Source organism: Klebsiella sp. 141198 (assembly GCF_050600785.1).
Taxonomy (GTDB): domain Bacteria; phylum Pseudomonadota; class Gammaproteobacteria; order Enterobacterales; family Enterobacteriaceae; genus Klebsiella; species Klebsiella aerogenes.
On record NZ_JAQIRM010000001.1, the window covers coordinates 793,874 to 810,307 of the forward strand.

At 54.2% G+C, this 16,434-nt stretch carries 17 protein-coding genes; 1 reads left to right on the forward strand and 16 read right to left on the reverse strand.

The window, feature by feature from the left end; all coding sequences use genetic code 11:
• Positions 1–76: 76 nt before the first annotated feature.
• The 16 genes from PGR10_RS03850 to PGR10_RS03925 all read right to left on the reverse strand — a co-directional run bounded on the left by PGR10_RS03850 (position 77) and on the right by PGR10_RS03925 (position 14,841).
• A complete protein-coding gene (locus tag PGR10_RS03850) occupies positions 77–484 on the reverse strand; it encodes a putative T6SS immunity periplasmic lipoprotein (RefSeq protein ID WP_213794026.1) in 408 nt (135 codons plus the stop codon).
• A 9-nt stretch (positions 485–493) separates the two neighbouring features.
• Positions 494–673 carry a hypothetical protein gene (locus PGR10_RS03855; RefSeq protein WP_113373352.1) on the reverse strand — a complete coding sequence of 60 codons (180 nt, stop codon included), beginning with the start codon at positions 671–673 and terminating at the stop codon, positions 494–496.
• Between the two features lie 55 nt (positions 674–728).
• Complete coding sequence (locus PGR10_RS03860) at positions 729–1,211, reverse strand: Hcp family type VI secretion system effector (RefSeq protein ID WP_015366565.1); 483 nt, start codon at positions 1,209–1,211, stop codon at positions 729–731.
• Between the two features lie 179 nt (positions 1,212–1,390).
• On the reverse strand, positions 1,391–1,813 hold the full coding sequence (locus tag PGR10_RS03865) for a T6SS amidase immunity protein Tai4 family protein (RefSeq protein ID WP_113373351.1): 423 nt from the start codon (positions 1,811–1,813) through the stop codon (positions 1,391–1,393).
• Complete coding sequence (locus tag PGR10_RS03870; RefSeq protein WP_182941316.1) at positions 1,810–2,316, reverse strand: type VI secretion system amidase effector protein Tae4; 507 nt, start codon at positions 2,314–2,316, stop codon at positions 1,810–1,812. Before PGR10_RS03870 ends, PGR10_RS03865 begins: the two co-directional genes overlap by 4 nt.
• A gap of 16 nt (positions 2,317–2,332) precedes the next feature.
• Entirely contained in the window at positions 2,333–2,719 is a 387-nt protein-coding gene (locus PGR10_RS03875) for a Rap1a/Tai family immunity protein (protein WP_430922991.1), read from the reverse strand.
• A 59-nt stretch (positions 2,720–2,778) separates the two neighbouring features.
• Positions 2,779–4,278, reverse strand: coding sequence for a type VI secretion system contractile sheath large subunit (gene tssC / locus PGR10_RS03880; protein WP_015705459.1), 1,500 nt, complete (start codon positions 4,276–4,278; stop codon positions 2,779–2,781).
• A 3-nt stretch (positions 4,279–4,281) separates the two neighbouring features.
• A complete protein-coding gene (tssB, locus tag PGR10_RS03885) occupies positions 4,282–4,806 on the reverse strand; it encodes a type VI secretion system contractile sheath small subunit (protein ID WP_015366559.1) in 525 nt (174 codons plus the stop codon).
• Positions 4,807–4,881: 75 nt separating this feature from the next.
• Complete coding sequence (gene tssA, locus PGR10_RS03890; protein WP_430922992.1) at positions 4,882–5,892, reverse strand: type VI secretion system protein TssA; 1,011 nt, start codon at positions 5,890–5,892, stop codon at positions 4,882–4,884.
• 11 nt (positions 5,893–5,903) lie between these two features.
• On the reverse strand, positions 5,904–6,611 hold the full coding sequence (gene tagF, locus PGR10_RS03895) for a type VI secretion system-associated protein TagF (RefSeq protein ID WP_430922993.1): 708 nt from the start codon (positions 6,609–6,611) through the stop codon (positions 5,904–5,906).
• A gap of 16 nt (positions 6,612–6,627) precedes the next feature.
• Positions 6,628–10,239 carry a type VI secretion system membrane subunit TssM gene (gene tssM, locus PGR10_RS03900; RefSeq protein ID WP_430922994.1) on the reverse strand — a complete coding sequence of 1,204 codons (3,612 nt, stop codon included), beginning with the start codon at positions 10,237–10,239 and terminating at the stop codon, positions 6,628–6,630.
• A gap of 2 nt (positions 10,240–10,241) precedes the next feature.
• On the reverse strand, positions 10,242–11,471 hold the full coding sequence (locus tag PGR10_RS03905) for a DotU family type VI secretion system protein (RefSeq protein ID WP_032714535.1): 1,230 nt from the start codon (positions 11,469–11,471) through the stop codon (positions 10,242–10,244).
• 14 nt (positions 11,472–11,485) lie between these two features.
• Positions 11,486–12,829, reverse strand: a complete 1,344-nt coding sequence (tssK, locus tag PGR10_RS03910; protein WP_015366554.1) for a type VI secretion system baseplate subunit TssK — start codon at positions 12,827–12,829, stop codon at positions 11,486–11,488.
• 24 nt (positions 12,830–12,853) lie between these two features.
• Positions 12,854–13,360 (reverse strand): type VI secretion system lipoprotein TssJ, encoded by a 507-nt coding sequence (gene tssJ / locus PGR10_RS03915; RefSeq protein ID WP_015366553.1) that lies wholly within the window; start codon positions 13,358–13,360, stop codon positions 12,854–12,856.
• Positions 13,361–13,384: 24 nt separating this feature from the next.
• A complete protein-coding gene (locus PGR10_RS03920) occupies positions 13,385–13,879 on the reverse strand; it encodes a hypothetical protein (protein ID WP_015366552.1) in 495 nt (164 codons plus the stop codon).
• 647 nt (positions 13,880–14,526) lie between these two features.
• Positions 14,527–14,841 carry a DUF2502 domain-containing protein gene (locus PGR10_RS03925; protein WP_087860815.1) on the reverse strand — a complete coding sequence of 105 codons (315 nt, stop codon included), beginning with the start codon at positions 14,839–14,841 and terminating at the stop codon, positions 14,527–14,529.
• Between the two features lie 280 nt (positions 14,842–15,121).
• Here PGR10_RS03925 and PGR10_RS03930 point away from each other — a divergent pair, with 280 nt between their 5' ends.
• Positions 15,122–16,405 (forward strand): glycoside hydrolase family 10 protein, encoded by a 1,284-nt coding sequence (locus tag PGR10_RS03930; protein ID WP_430923109.1) that lies wholly within the window; start codon positions 15,122–15,124, stop codon positions 16,403–16,405.
• Positions 16,406–16,434: the final 29 nt, after the last annotated feature.

A 16,434-nucleotide genomic window follows, 5' to 3' on the forward strand; every position in this document is an offset into this window, starting at 1 on the left:
TATTCCTGCTGATATGATTGGCGCACAAACGCTGCCGCTCTCGAAATAAGAACGGCGGCGTTTGCGGGGGCACATTTTATTCAGTCTGTGTAAGCTTAAATTGCCCTGAAGCACTTTCTACTAAGGAGAATCGAGCACCATAACGAACGGAATCGTTTTTACCAGACACTTTTAGTGCAACATCATATTCTCCAGCTTGCCATGTAATACCACTCCATTGGTGACACTGCTGGCTATTTAACATCGCGGTAGGGCTGAACGTCGCTGGCGGTGATATTGGTTTCCATTCATTGGCCGTTTTTTTCATAATGGTGGGCGAAGAACTAGTGATAGGCGCATCCAGCCCTGAGTTAACGGGGAGAGCAAAACAAGGTTCATTGTTTTTTAGTGTTACTGAAAACGTCTGATATTGTGCCGGGTGAGGTACACAGGCGTTTATCATGATTGTGAACGCCAATATAATAAAAAATTTACTCATAACCATGCCCGCCGATCAATACATTTCACCATTAGGCGTCATTACAACATTATTTGATTGCATGTTAAATGGTAAGTAAATTTTATTATGTCCTTTAACTTCAGAATATTTTATTGCGTCGCCAAAAACCAAACGTGCTAATGCTATCTCGCCGATAGTAAGAGAACGATAACCCCCTTCCTGCAAATTTGCCATGTATCCTTCCTCCTTGATTGAGAATGGCCGGGGAAAATCCCCGGCACGTAGGCAATTATGCTTCTTTATTTTCTTTGATATTCCAGCCGGCGCTGCTTTCTGCCCCTTTACCGCCAGCGGAAGTCTGCTCCCAGTACTGCTGTTTCACTTTCGCCGCCTGGAAGGCATAGGTTACGCCAACGGTGTCGCCGTTATCGGCGCCGGTGTACTGCACGGAAGTCACCAGTACATCTTCGAGGGTGATTCGCGCATATTCAACCTGCTGACCACCGGCTTTGCAGACCGAAAGTTCAACTTTGGTCAGGTGCTTGCCGCTGGAGCAGTGCTTCAGAATCGCGGTGGTGGATTTGTCGATCAGCGCATTTACGTGCAGGTCGTTGAAATTCACTTTACCCGCACCGCCACCGCCGCCCACGCTCATATTACCCGGCTGGGATGCGCCCCAGGAAAAAGAGGTAATATCAGTCCAACCGGTGTGATTAGAATCTTTTGATTCACCGGTTACACCCTCGACCTTCAGAAACATATCAATAGCCATAATATCTACTCTTCGTTAATGAAAATTATTGCTTTCGAAAAAGCACTTATATGGCAAACAGGAAAGCATGGGGCTGAATAAAACCATCCATATTTTACCTCTGCCTCAGAGCAACAGGCTTAAGCCCATTGCTGGTCTTAACACTCATGCTGTGAAATAGCAGGAATGCAAAGTTGAAATTAATGCGGGTTATCCTGATTCCAGGTTTTATTAGGATCACCGATGATTATCTGCGAAGTTAATTGATCCAGTTCCGTACTATGATAAAGGCGCAAACAATTCAAAGTGACGCCCTGAATTGCGGGTTGTCTCTCGGAATGAAAGTCATTGGTGGCACTTTTGTATTTAGTAATAATGGCGTTAATTTTGTCATTACCGTTTTCAATATCGAAAGGCACCCACTCCAGCAACGCATTGCTACTGCGCGCAGCATCCACAGAAAACTGACTTTTATCATCGGCTACCTGCGCCAGACAGCGGGATAAAACCACGTCTTTAACAACCTGCTTATAGGGTAGCTGTTTAACAAACAATACCGGGTCGTCCCAGGCATAAGCCGACGCACTGCTAGCAAGCAGCAGACTGATAATGATTCTGTTCATGGCAACTCCCAAAAATTGGCTTTGGTCGTCGTGTAATTAGTGTCCTGGGCATTGAAATAACAGTGATCCGAACAGGTTAAGCCATTCCAAAAAGTGGCATGGCCAGCGGCATCGCTCCAGCCCTGTACTTCGAACAAAATCACGCCTTTTGTATTAGCCAACTGCTGAACGGGTAAAGAAGGATAACTAACGATCATATCGGGGTTACCCCACTGGCGGGTCAGCCAGGCGATAACATCTTTAACCCGGAAGAAATACCATTTGTTATCTGCGCCAGATACTGTCAGTCCGGCAATACGCGGCACTGGATGCCCGGTATAGTTCAACACATAGCTCATGCGTACGGCACAGCTATTTGACCAGCCACCCTGCTGTTCCGGTATTTCAAAGTTGTGTTTCACTTTTCCACCGATGACTCGCTTAACTTTACCAATAGGATCGTTAGCGTCGTAAATGCGCGTTGCCGCCGCCCATGCGGCAACAAAAGAAGGTCTGGCGTTCATTTTTATTCTCCAGTGGTTATCCATGACAAGGCAACTCCTTCGCCAACGCTTCGGTAATCAGCATCGCCGCAGGCTGTTTTATTCGCTCGTCGGGCAGCTTTTTGAAATAGCTGTAGACGCTTTCTCGAAGCGATCCCGGCAGTGCCTGCTGATAACCGCACCAGGCTTTACCTTCTGTTGCATCCATCACGCCAAGCAGATACATATTGGCCTTTAACTGCTGCTGGGTATTGTCTTGCGCCAGCCAGGCCTTGAGAAACTTTTCGCCGCTCAACCGCACATCATTACGTGATAGTTGATTGGGATCGCTTAGTAAATTGGCGGAATCATCAGCCGCCTGGACGACAGTAAATGGCGTCAGCACCGTGAGCAGTCCCAGCGTGCAGAGTGGTAATAATTTCATTTCTTTACCTCCTTCCATGGCGTTGTACCTGCCGGGAGTCGCCTCCCGGCGGCATCATATTACGCTTCCTTGGTTTTCAGCGACGGCAGCTTGGAAACCAGACGCAGCGACACAGTAAGCCCTTCCAACTGGTAGTGCGGACGCAGGAAGAACTTCGCGGTGTAGTAACCCGGGTTGTCTTCGATCTCCGCTACCTGCACTTCAGCCGCCGCCAGCGGTTTGCGCGCTTTGGTCTCCTGCGACGAGTTAGCCGGATCGCCATCAACGTAGTTCATCACCCAGTCGTTCAGCCAGCGTTCCATGTCATCGCGCTCGCGGAAGGAGCCGATTTTGTCGCGCACAATGCACTTCAGGTAGTGAGCAAAACGGCAGCAGGCGAACAAGTACGGCAGACGCGCGGCCAGACGTGCATTCGCCGTGGCGTCGGCATCATGATATTCCGCCGGTTTCTGCAACGACTGCGCGCCGATAAAGGCGGCAAAGTCGGAGTTTTTGCGATGGATCAGCGGCATAAAGCCGTTTTTCGCCAGCTCCGCCTCGCGGCGATCGCTGATGGCGATCTCGGTCGGGCATTTCATGTCCACGCCGCCATCGTCGCTCGGGAAGGTGTGGCAAGGCAGATTTTCCACCGCGCCGCCGGATTCCACGCCGCGAATGGAGGTGCACCAGCCAAACTCTTTGAAAGAGCGGTTAATGTTCGCCGCCATCGCATACGCCGAGTTGGCCCACGCGTAATTGTTGTGATCCGCGCCGTCGGTCTGCTCTTCAAAATCAAAACTGTCCACCGGGTTGGTTCGAATCCCGTAAGGCAGGCGCGACAGGAAGCGCGGCATCACCAGCCCCAGATAACGCGCGTCTTCCGACTCGCGCAGCGAACGCCAGGCGGCGTATTCGGTATTCTGGAAGATTTTGGTGAGGTCGCGCGGGTTCGCCAGCTCCTGCCAGGACTCCATCTGCATCACTTCCGGTGCGGTACCGGTAATAAATGGACAGTGCGCAGCCGATCCGATACGCGCCATTTCACCCAGTAATTCCACATCCTGCGGACTATGGTCGAAATAGTAATCGCCGACGATGCAGCCGAATGGCTCGCCGCCAAACTGGCCGTACTCCTGCTCATAAATTTTCTTAAAGATCGGGCTCTGGTCCCAGCCCACCCCTTTGTAACGTTTCAGAGTGCGCCCCAGCTCCTGCTTGGAGATGCTCATAAAGCGGATTTTCAGCATCTCGTCGGTTTCGCTGTTGTTGACCAGGTAGCTCAGGCCGCGCCATGCGCTTTCCAGTTTCTGGAACTCGTCATGATGCAGGATCTGATTCACCTGGCGCGACAGCTGTTCATCGATACCGGCAATCAGGTTCTGGATGGTGCGATAGGTGTCGTTGGAAAACGTGACGGTGTTTTCCAGCGCCTGCTGCGCGAGGGTTTTTACCGCGCTCTCAACGGCGGAACGCGCCTGGTCGGTTTTCGGGCGAAACTCTTTGTTCAGCAGCGCGCTGAATTCATCCTGGCTAAAGGCCTGGCTGGACTGCTGCTCATGTTGTTGAGTCGGGTTGCTCATCGATTACTCCTCGCTACCTTTCGCACTGTCATCTTGTTTCGGCATCTGGCTCAACGATTTGAGCAGCGTCGGATCCTGCAAAATTTTGGCAATCAGCTCTTCCGCGCCGTTTTTGCCGTCCATATAGGTGAGCAGATTCGAAAGCTGGGTACGGGCTTCCAGCAGTTTGTTCAGCGGCTCCACTTTGCGGGCCACGGCATCCGGCAGGAAGTCGTCCATGCTGTCGAAGGTTAAGTCGACGTTCAGTTTGCCTTCGTTGGTCAGCGTATTGTCGACCTGGAAAGCGACGCGCGGTTTCAGCGCTTTCATACGTTCGTCGAAGTTATCAATGTCGATGTCGAGGAACTTACGTTCATCGACCGCCGGTTGATTGTCGACCGGTTTACCCACCAGATCCGCCATCACCCCCATTACAAACGGAAGCTGGATTTTGCGTTCCGCACCATAAATCTCTACGTCGTACTCGATCTGTACGCGGGGCGCACGGTTGCGTGCGATAAATTTCTGCCCACTTTTACTTATTGCCATGATGTTCTCCATCGAAGATGCGCGGTAAAGGTTGAGCGCCAGACCTTATGCCTGTCGCCATAATGTCCGGACGCGTCAGTCGCGACGTCCAAAAATGTTTTCCAGTTGGTGAACGCCGTCCGGCGCTAAATCGCGGATGATGTCCATAAAATCCAGCTCAATCAGCCGCTGTACCCGTTCAATCATCAGCGGCGCGGGGTGACTCGGTTCGTGCTGAGCGAAGTACTGTTTTACTTTTTCCAGCATCTGCTGCGCCTCGGCGCGGCTGCTGATTTGCGCGCTGCGCCAGTCAACGGCTGACGGCGGCGGCACGTCGGAAATCGCTTGATGTTCACTCACGGCACTCTCCTCGCGGGACGCGTGAAAGGACGAAATATCGGTTATCTGGCAGGCGCCGGCGACGATACCGACGGTCTTCTGCAGTTGTTCCATTTCCGGCACGCCGCTTTCACCCAGACAATCGCTTAATATTTCGCGGATGGTCTGCAAGCGCTGGTGAATGGCGAGGATGGCGTCAATCCCCGGCTGTCCGCCGCGGGCCAGTTCATCAATCAATCGCGAACGGCCGCCGGGATAATCCGCGCATTCGGTTTTACTGCCATCGAGCAGCGCCTGCGCATCGCGCAATAGCAGTTCATCGCCATTACTGCGTAACAACACGGCATTGCGTAACGCGCTGGTCAGCGCTGATTTATCGCTTAGCCCCGCGAGCGCATTGATGCGGTAAAACGGATCAGTTTCGCCATACTCTTCCAGCAGCGGATAGATAGGCTGCCAGTAAAGCGACAGCGCCTGTTGCACCAGCAGCAGGCCATCCGCGTAACCACTCAGGCCGCGGCGTTTTGTCCACGCCTGAGTCAGCGCCAGCATGACGCGCAAATCTTTGGTGCGGCTAAGTAGCCCAGCCGCCAGCTTTTCTACCGTCGTCCAGTCAGCGGGTTCCGCCGGGATAATGGTGTCGCCAAACTGCTGCTCGGCTTTACCCTGCATCGCTTGTTCCATTGCCTGGAAGTCGGCGTCATATTCGAGGTTTTCACCGCAGGGCTGCTCCGCGCTAACCGGAGCAAGGAATTCATCAATATTCATGGCCTACCTGCTTATTCAAACATCGGCGGATACAGACCGTGACGGCCCGGTCTCGCGCCCCCGGCGGGATCAAACAGCAGCGTGAACAGCTGGCCGGTCAAATTACCGCTATGGACGTGGGTATAGAGCGGATAACCATCGGCGCGGTTGGTCCACCAAAAACTGGTCTGACGCTGCGGATCAAAACAGTCCGCCGCCTGCTGCCAGCCAAGGGAGCTTTGCCCATCTTGCTGATAGCCAATCACGTCGAGTATTTCCGAACGCTTTTCCGCCTCTACCAGCTTTGGCGCCGGAATGGCGAGTAGCGCCTGGTCAAGTTGTTCAGCGGAAAAGCCATTACGTACCGCATGCAGCAGCGATCTGCCCACCTGTTGATACCACTCTCCGGCCTGAGTGAGGATTGAAGGCGACCACTCCAGCGGGTTGAAGGCCATTTGCGCGCAGATGGGATACTGGCGGCCTACCCGATCGCGTCCGGGGATCAGACACCCCATCTGCACCATCTGGCCGCTCAACATCGGCGGGACGATAAAATTCCACACCGGCGCGTTGCTGAACTGGCGTTCGCCGCTACGCTGTTGCTCCTGTTGCCAGGCCAACAGCCCCACCTGAAACCATTGCGACCACTGGCGAACCAGCATGTCCGGAAATCGACGTTGTAAAAAATCGCCGGTACTGGGGAGTTTCCCGTACCAGCTCATCGCAGGGGCGTGAGTCATTCGGCTTTCCTTGCGGTTATGGACATGAGAAACGGGGAAGCTGGAACGGATTGCGAATACTGTTCGGCGCAAACTCCAGCGTGACCTGATAACCATCGACGTTAAACGTTGCCTGACGGCTCAAACTGCTGCTGCCGGGCGCGGTGCGCGCTTTATCAAAGAAGCGGTTCAGCGCCCATGAGCCGCTGGTCACCAGCGTCGAGGTGGTACCATCGGCCAGACCGAGTTGCATACGCACCTGATTGGTGCCGCCCGGCCCCGGCCAGCTCATCATTTGCACCGCCTGCGGACCGTGGCTGTAGCGCAACTGCTGACCATCAACATCCAGCGTCAGATTGAGGATCCGGTTGTCCATACTGATGGTGCGCACCGTCACTTTAAATGACGGCGTGGTCGCGCCATTGGCAAAGAACGCGTCGCGGATCGATTGCGCCTGCTGGAAAGGCCTTAATAACCCTTCACTACCCGGCAACGTTTTGCCATCGATGCCGGGCATAAAACGCCAGCTGGACTGCGTGGTATCGACTTTATTGGTCAGGTTGTCACGGAAGAAGGTATCCATCATGCCGGTGCCCGGCGCGAACATACGCGCCAGATCGTCCGGCGTGACTTCGCTACTGGCGCTGCGAACCAGCGGATAGCGCCCGGCGATAGCCTGGCGGCAGAAACCGCCGACCTCCACGCTAATCCGTTTACGTACGTTATCGAGATCGCGGCGCTGGGTATCACTACTGGCGCCGACCGCCATTTTGCTGAACATGGTTTGCAGGCCGCCCGGTAAGCGGCCGGCGCTGGCCTGCAGACGGCTAATCGCATCGCCGCCCGGCGGTTGCATACCGCTGTTGGCGGCATCCTGTACCGCCGTCAGGTAGCGATAAAGTTCGTCGATCTGTTTGAGGAAATCATCGAACACAATCGTTTTGCCGCCCTTTTCCAACGGCTGCGCCAGTTCGATCAGCGGCGCGTAGTGTTCCGTTACCAGCTGTTCCGGCGTCTGGCTAAGCGCCGCGCCCTGGGTTGCGCCGCCCTCATCATGGCGGAAAAGCGCTTCCAGCGTTCGGGTCGCACGGTTGCCCTGCTCGGCTGAACTTTCGCTTTTAACCGTATCCGGCTCGGCGCGCGCCAGGTTCAGCACCTGACTCAGGTTGATAACCAGACGGCGCAGCGGCGAGTTACTGGCTGAAAGCAGACGCGCGGTGTTGATCCGCGATGACAAATCGGCGCTATTGTTGAGCTGAATATCGGCAAGGAAGCGATCCCAGTTGGCGATAAAATCACGCATATAGAGCTGACGGACGGCGTTATCGGTTTGCTGTTTATCTTCCGACGCGCTGGCGGCGCCCAGCACCCAGATATCATCTTCATGCAGCGCGCTGGTCACGTTATCGATCTGTTTATTGAACACCTTCCAGTAGCCATCTGGCGTGTACAGACCGGGCACGCCTTCCGCGATCGGCGTACCGCTTTTACGCGAGAACACCAGTTCGCTCTGCGGCCCGCCGAGCGTCGCCAGCGAGACCGCTTTCAGATTGTCGTCATGCTCAAGCAGACGTTTCAGCCGACCATACACTCTTGAGGAGAGCGGCTGCTGGTTAATCAACGCCCGTTCGCGGGCGATCAGCGCATCGTCTTTGGCATACGGCGAGGACTGGATTTGCGGTTCCAGTAGCTGGACCAGATGCCCTTCCAGCTGCTGAAGCTGCGTCTGCGTCACGTTTTGCGGCAGGTTACGCTGCAGGTTAAGCATCACCCAGGAGAGTAAAAACTTGCCGTCATACTGCTTGGGCTGATAGAGCATTTGATAGGCTTTCAATGCCTCGTAGCTATATTCGGCGTCACTGCCATTGTCGTTGCGCAACCAGGTAGTGATTCGCATGGCGACATCCGGTAGCAGCATTTGCTGCAGCGCTTTTTGATACAGCGTCTGCGAGGCGTCGCTGACATCATTACCGCGGTAGAGCCCCATCCGGCGGCTAACCGGCGGGTCGTTGACGTCAAAGTCGGCGCTCTTCGGCAATTCCAGCAGGCCGTTGAGTAGCGGCAGCATGGCGAACAGATCGCGCTGCTCGGGGTTTTGCAGCGCTTTGCTCTGCTGCTCAACCTGCGGCACCTTCGCCGAGACTTCTTCCAGGTAGGCCTTATTTTTGCCGTAACTTGTCAGCCATAGTACGCATGAAATGATTAACAGCGCCGCGAGCGCCGCATAGCCTGACCAGATCGCTGCGCGGTTACGCAGTTCCCACCAACGGTTCTGCCCGGCGATGCCGGCTTCCTGGAAAATCACGTTTTGCAGCAGGTTTTTAATGAAATAACTCTGGCCTTTGGCGCCGGGGATCGGCGCTTCTTTACTGACCGAGTCCCAGTTGTCGTTTTCATTTCCCTGCGGCAAAGATAGCGCGCGATTGAGTTCACCCATCACGCGGTCGAACGGTAACCCTTCCTGGGTGCCGCTGGCGAAATAAATGCCGCGCGGCGAAAACTCGGTTTCAAAGTTAGAGCGGGCAAAGACGGTACTAAGATAGTCCGCTAACAGCGGCCGCAACGCCGCAAACTCTTGCGGGAACAGCCAGGCTTCGGCGCGGGTTTTGGCGTCATGCTCTTGCAGCATTGTATCCGGCAGCCCGGCTTCAAGCCGCTGTTGCAGTAACGCAAACTCCTGGGTAAAGCGGCCCATCAGGTCGAAGTCAGCAACGCTTGCCTGCTCCCACGGGAAAGTGAAGCCCCAGATTTGATCGCGCTGCGCCTTGTCGTAATCGGCAAACCAGGCGCGGAAGCCTTTAAGCAGGTCGGCCTTCGTCACCAGTACGTACACCGGGAAACGAATACCCAACTGTTCATGTAGTTCAGAGAGACGCTGGCGCAGATTAACCGCCTGCTGCCGCGAGGCCTCCGTCGATTGCGTTAACAGGTCGGAGACACTTACCGTGACGATAACGCCGTTAATCGGCTGGCGGCGGCGGTATTTACGCAATAACCCCATGAATTTCAGCCACTCGCTGGCGTCCTGCGCCTGCTCGCTCTCCTGGGTGGTATAGCGCCCGGCGGTGTCCAGCAGCACGGCTTCGTTGGTAAACCACCAGTCACAGTTGCGCGTGCCGCCGATGCCGCGTAACGCCGTTTTACCGAAGCGATCGGCCAGCGGAAACTGCAGCCCGGAGTTGGCTAAGGCGGTGGTTTTACCGGATCCGGATGCGCCAATAATCACATACCACGGCAGCTGATACAGATAGTGGGTGCTAAACCGCTGGGTCCACTGACCATTGCCGGTTTTGCTGAAGTGCGCTTTTTTCAACATTTGCGCGGCTTCATCAAAGCGATCGGCGAGGATCTGGTCTTCGCTATTGAGGCGCTGCTGCGGATCGTTGCCCTTCGGCGTGTCTTCCTTCAGGTTATCCATCAGCTTGCGGTTGAGCCAGGCGTTGTACAGACGCGGCAGAATGTGGCTTTGCGCCCAGATGAGGTACACCAGCGCAATAGATATAACGCGGTTTTGTTCCGACTCCAGCGGCCGGGTATCGACAATCGACAATAGCGGGCCAATCATCCAGATGACGGCCGCCACCGCCGTGGCGCCGAGAAAACCCCACAGCAGCCGGTTGGTCAGTATGGAAAGCAGAAGTGTCAGCATCCTTAATTTCCTTGGGGCAATCCGTTCAGCTCAGCCCGGGTATTATCGGGCGACACCAGCAGAGTAATTTCCACACGGCGGTTACGGGCACGGTTCTCAGGAGTGGTATTCGGCGCGATGGGGTTCATTTCCCCTCGCCCTTCGGCTTTTACGCGTTCGGGCTGCGTCAGATGATTTTGCAGCTGTTTTTGTACCGAACGCGCGCGTTCCAGGGACAACTCGTAGTTCGAGGCAAAGCGCGCGCTGCGGATAGGCACGTTATCGCTATAGCCGACCACCAGAATGCGGCCGCTGACGTTGTTCATCGCTTGCGCAATGCGGTCAATGACCGGGTCGTAGCGATCGCGCACCACCGTTGAGGCCGAAGCAAAGAGCCCGTCGCCTTTGAGGATCACCACGCTGCGGTCCGCTTCATCACGGACCGCAACCAGCCCTTCGGCAATTTCCGGGCGCAGAAAACCTCGCAGGTTAAGTACCGCCGGCAATTTTTCCGCCGGCTGAGCAATCGACGCTTCCGGCAACGGCGTCTGGTAAATTTTCGCCAACACCGGGTTGGTAGCATCGCCAAGCCGCCAGTTAAGAATGATATAGAACAGACAGGCGGCGAACCCCGCCAGCGCGACGCAGGCCCACAGCGGCACCACCGGACGCCACAGTTTACGCAACACCGGGCGATCCTCGCCGTGAACCGATAACGGCGGCGCATAGCCGCCGCGTACGCCGCAAATCATCTGCCACAGGCGCTGCTTGATGGTCTCCAACTGCGTGCGGCCGTTATCCATTACCCGGTAGCGCCCTTCAAAACCGAGCAACAAACAGTAGTTGATCAGTTCCAAAAGATTGATGTGTTCGCGTGGATTCTGCGACAGGCGCGCCAATAGCTGGAAGAACTTCTCCCCGCCCCAGGTTTCGTTATGAAAGGTCACTAAAAGACCGCTGCCCGACCAGACGCCGCTACTCCCCCATGGCGTTAAGGCCGCAGCCTCGTCCAGCGCGGTACACAGGCAGTAACGAGCGCCGACTATCACCTCGTAGGGTAACCCCGCCTGCTGACCGCGCACTTCAAAACGGCGGATTTCATCAATCAAACGCTGGCGCAAACCGGCCTGGTCATCGTGCGATACCGAATGACGGATCTGGGGAATCGCATTTAGCAATGGGTTGGCGGCCGTCACCAGGGGATTATTGCCGCTTACGCCATGGCTGGCAGCGGCCTGTTGTTCCTGCATCATCAACGCTCGCTTTCTTATTCCGACGGGCTACGGATAGCCCAAAATTCCATATCCAGGCCGGGGAACTCGCCTGCCAGATGCAGGGCGAAGGCGCCAGATTTCTCCATGTCGTTCCACAGCTCGCCGCCCTTCTCGACTGCAAAGTAGTTGTAACCGGCATGCCACGGAATTTGCGGCGGCGCGGCGGGCATAGCGCGCAGAATTAAACCCGGAAGCTGTAGTTGCACCAGATCGCGAATTTTGCTCACCGGCGCGACTTTCATCTGCGCCGGGAAGTGCGTTTGCAGTACATCACCCGGTACGCTGGCTTTAACCGCCAATACGAATCCGAAATCACGCACCATGCTGCTCTCGGGTACCGTCGCGATGTTCAACCCATGCGATCGTTCTATCAGCGGTAGTTGGATGGCGTTGTCTTCCATTACCTGTGATAACCCCTGGCGCAGCAACAGCATCAGTTTGCCGAAGCAGCTCGCGAGATCGTCATGGTCGTAAATCGGCAGCGCAGCATCCGGACCGCGCTGCGCCATCCAGGTCGTCAGCTCGGCGGCGAACGGCAGCCAGCTATTCCACAATGACTCGGGATGAACTAACGGCAGCGTTTTGAGATGTGAGAGATGGCCGAGATGGCGATTGACCAGCGCAAGTAGAGTGAACTCAATTAATTCGGAAGTATTAAAACGCCCCGGCTGTCGGAGCCGGCTGCCGATTTGCTGGCTACGCTGCGCCAGCAGACCATGCAAGTCGTTGATCATCGCGTAAATCAAAGGATGATTGATGCCGTTAAGCATCGGCGGGATGTAGCCATTATCGAGTTTTACGGCGTTATCGTTGCGCTTCTCGGCGATGAACGCCACGCCGATGGCCGTCCACTCGGCGGTCAAATCCTTTTCCAGCATCAGGGTGAGCCGCGGGCGGGCAAACTGCACGGTGGCATCGCCGACCGACAGCGCATTGTCATCTTCCACATCCTGTTCAAACGCGGTAAATCGCGCCAGCGAGTCTTTTTCCTCGCTGAAGATAACCTCTTCCCGACCGCCGCGACGAACCGGCAAGGCCAATACGACTTTTTCGCCCGTGACGTTATCCGGGATTTGCAACGGCGCCGGGCCCTGACGAGCATCGCGAAACTGGAAGAACGTCCCATCCGGCAGCAGGCCGCTGGCATAGCTCAGGGCAATACAGCCCTGACGCAGCATCGCATCATCAAGTTCAATCTCGAGAAAACCCCATAGCCAGGAGCGCTGTAATCCGCCCCATTCGCGAATTTGCGTTTGCAGGTAGCTTTCTGCCCGCTGAAAGTGATGCGGACGCAAAAACATGCCTTCGGTCCAGACCACCTTTTCTGCTTTATTCATACAAATTTCCTGTTAGGGCTCGCGCTATTGCTGCACGACGCGGATCCCGTTAACGTCAAGATATAAATTGGCTTGCAGTTGATCTGCCGACAGTTTCCAGAACTGCCAGAAAGGGGTTTCGCCAGGCGTTGGCAGAGGAAGAGAAATGCGCCACTTTTTACCATCGAGAGATTGGTATTCCGCCATCACTCCGATATAACGCGCCTCCGGCGAGGACTGCCCGCTGAGTTTTTTTGCCAGTTGCCCCGGCATCAGGAAAAATTCATCGCTGTTAAGCAGGTTGCCGGCGAGAACTTTTTGCGCGTTATTTTGTAAGGAGTAGAAATCGGCGGACATGAATTCCGCGTCGGATTTCAGCACTAACACTCTGACCTTTAATGGCGCAGAACGGTTAATTTGCGGGTGGGCCTGGAACTGAAGATTGTATCGGGCAGGGTCGCTGTGTGAAGACGAACCACATCCACTAACCAACGTAAAAAGAAACAAATAAAACGCCAGCATGACCTGGCGTAAAAGAGAGTTATTATTCATACGGTGTCGCTCGTAAAGGCGGGATTAATCCAGAATCCAGGTACCGTTATTGCCGTTTTTGCAGGCTTTGGTATTTCCGTCGACGCTCACGCAGGTCGCTTTCTTACGCGCCTTCGGGCGCTTCGACTGTTCGCGAACCGTTTTATCATACAGCTCACTTTTGACAACGGCATTGGCCGGAGCATAGCCAATTAAATTTTCCTGACCTTCATTGGCTAACGCTATCCAGCCGTCCTGGGCCTGTCCCAATGCAATATAATTAGCACCTGGAACTAATTGCACAATCACTTTGCCGCCATACCCGGCCTGGCTCATTACCGCGGCGGAATACAGCGCGCGATATTCTGCGTTAATCGGGGTAAATTCCGTTGGAGGAACAACAATATGGCGATGGGTCAAATTGACGCCGTTAACCTGCGTGGTTTCAATGGTGTCATCGGTAATTTGCGGCTTCGGCGGCGCTTCGCACCCTGCCAGTGAAACCGCAATCATAGCGGCTAAAAACACTCGCGTTTTCATATGCTTTTCCATTGCAATGCTATTATTTTCTTAAGGGTTATCCCTGCTTGAATAACAAGTCTGAATATCCTTAATCACTGTGCGTAAAAGGGTTCCAGCTGTGATATGGCCATAGCTACCGCACGAATCTTCACCGCAGTGGATCCCTTTATTACATTTCATTAACTATCACCACACAATTTTACAGATCGATCGAGTCAATTCAATACGCAATTTCGCCTCGTAGTTATGGGTGGTTAGCGTATTTAAATTTTTAGGATTAATCTCACTCGCTCTTTTAGCGCAGAAAGTCGAACAATCGCCGAAAAAGTGTAATACCAGAGACCATACAAAAGAAAGTGTAGTTTAACCATGTGATTTAAAAGATATATTTAATTATTTTGCAAATCGGATTTTTCATTCGCTGTGAATATGGAATAGTCTTAAAAAACATTTCGCGGTAAATTTGCCCACCAATCTTGGTAGGCTATTTTTATTTTCATCAGGTAATACTGATGCTGTAAAAAATCAAAGTGATATTTGACATTATTGCGGGAGGCTTCTAAAGACAGTTTACGCAAACCATCGACAGCAGCGAATAATGAGTTGAATCTTGAGGGGTGAATTGCAGTAGCTAAAAAACGGAGCCTGATGGCCCCGTTAATGTTTTAGTGATGATGCTTCTTGTGATGTTTATAGTATTCTTTCTCACGCTTCTTCGCGTCTTTACGACCGTCGTGGTAGCCCTTCTCGTAGGCTTTACGCTGTTTTTTCTCTAGCTTTCGCCAGTGCTTGTCGCGATATTCATAATGACGATGCCAGTAGTCTTTATCACGCCAACGGCCGCCGTCCCAGTAATGACCGTAGGAATCCCGGTCGCCTATCTGCAGTTTAATAGCCGGCAAAAGCGTAATCTCTTCGGCTTGGGTGACGATCGGTGCGGATGCCAGCAAAACGGCGGCCAGCAATAATATTTTTCGCATCGGATTCTCCTTAGCTGTGCGTCTCGTAATATGTTGTAACACAACTGGCCAGCTAATTATCCAGGTTAATTCTGCTTTTTCAGCTAACTGCTGTGAAAGGTTGTCGTTAGTTCTGCACGTAACGCGTACAGATACCAGACAAAAGGCATTTTCTTTTTCTTTGCATCGGAGCGCGGCTTGCCCTGGTGGGGGAATCATAAGACAATGTGATTTTTCAAGCGTCTACATGCCTACGGGAGTAATGATTATCGCTTCTCGTCGCCTTCTCTCCGTCACCTGCATGACCCGGCTCGGCGCGGTTGCTGCCGCCGTATTGCTGCTCGTGACTTGCACCAGTAAAGCGCCAAAATCGCTGGTGACCGCCAGCAAACCGACCGTTACGCAAAAATCGGCAAAAAATCAGCAGCCAGTACGCGGCGTTTGGATCACCACGGTTTCCCGTCTCGACTGGCCGCCGGTGGGTTCAATTATCGCCAGTAGTCCGGAAAGCCGTATCAGCCAGCAGAAACTGGCGCTGATCGCCAAACTCGACAATCTGCAACGCCTGGGCATCAATACCGTCTTCTTCCAGGTCAAACCTGACGGCACCGCGCTGTGGGATTCCCACATCTTGCCGTGGTCAGACATGTTGACCGGCAAAATTGGCGAAAATCCCGGCTACGATCCGCTGCAGTTTATGCTCGATGAAGCGCATAAACGCGGGATGAAAGTTCACGCGTGGTTCAACCCGTATCGGGTATCGGTTAATACCAAACCCGCTACCATCGCCGAGCTTAACCACACCCTGACTCAGGTCCCCGCCAGCGTATTTGTCCTGCACCGCAACTGGATACGCACCGCCAGCGATCGCTTTGTGCTCGACCCTGGGATCCCGGAAGTCCGTGACTGGATCACCAGTATCGTGGCGGAGGTGGTGCAAAACTATCCCATCGACGGCGTGCAGTTTGATGACTATTTCTATACTGAGACGCCGGGATCGACGCTGAACGATAATCAAACCTATCAGCGATATGGTCAGGGTTATGCCTCAAAAGCCGACTGGCGGCGTCATAACACCCAACAGTTGATAGCGCAGGTCTCACAGACCATCAAGAAACTGAATCCGCAGGTTGAGTTTGGCGTCAGCCCGGCGGGGGTATGGCGCAACCGCTCCCACGATCCGGCCGGCTCTGACACCCGCGGCGCGGCGGCTTATGATGAGTCCTATGCCGATACCCGCAGTTGGGTTCAACAAGGGCTGTTGGATTATATCGCGCCGCAGTTGTACTGGCCGTTCGCCCGCGACGCCGCGCGCTATGATGTGCTGGCTAAGTGGTGGGCCGATGTCGTGAAACCCACTCACACCCGGCTCTATATCGGCGTGGCGCTGTATAAAGTCGGCGAGCCGTCAAAAAATGAGCCAGACTGGATGGTCGACGGCGGCGTGCCGGAGCTGAAAAAACAGATCGACCTCAATGAAACCACACCGGGTATTCAGGGGACTATTCTGTTTCGTGAAAACAACCTTAACCAGCCGCAAACCCAGCAGGCGGTTCAGTATCTGCAGCAGCGCTGGGGTAGCTAATTCCGGCTAATCACCTTCCCCGTTGTCGC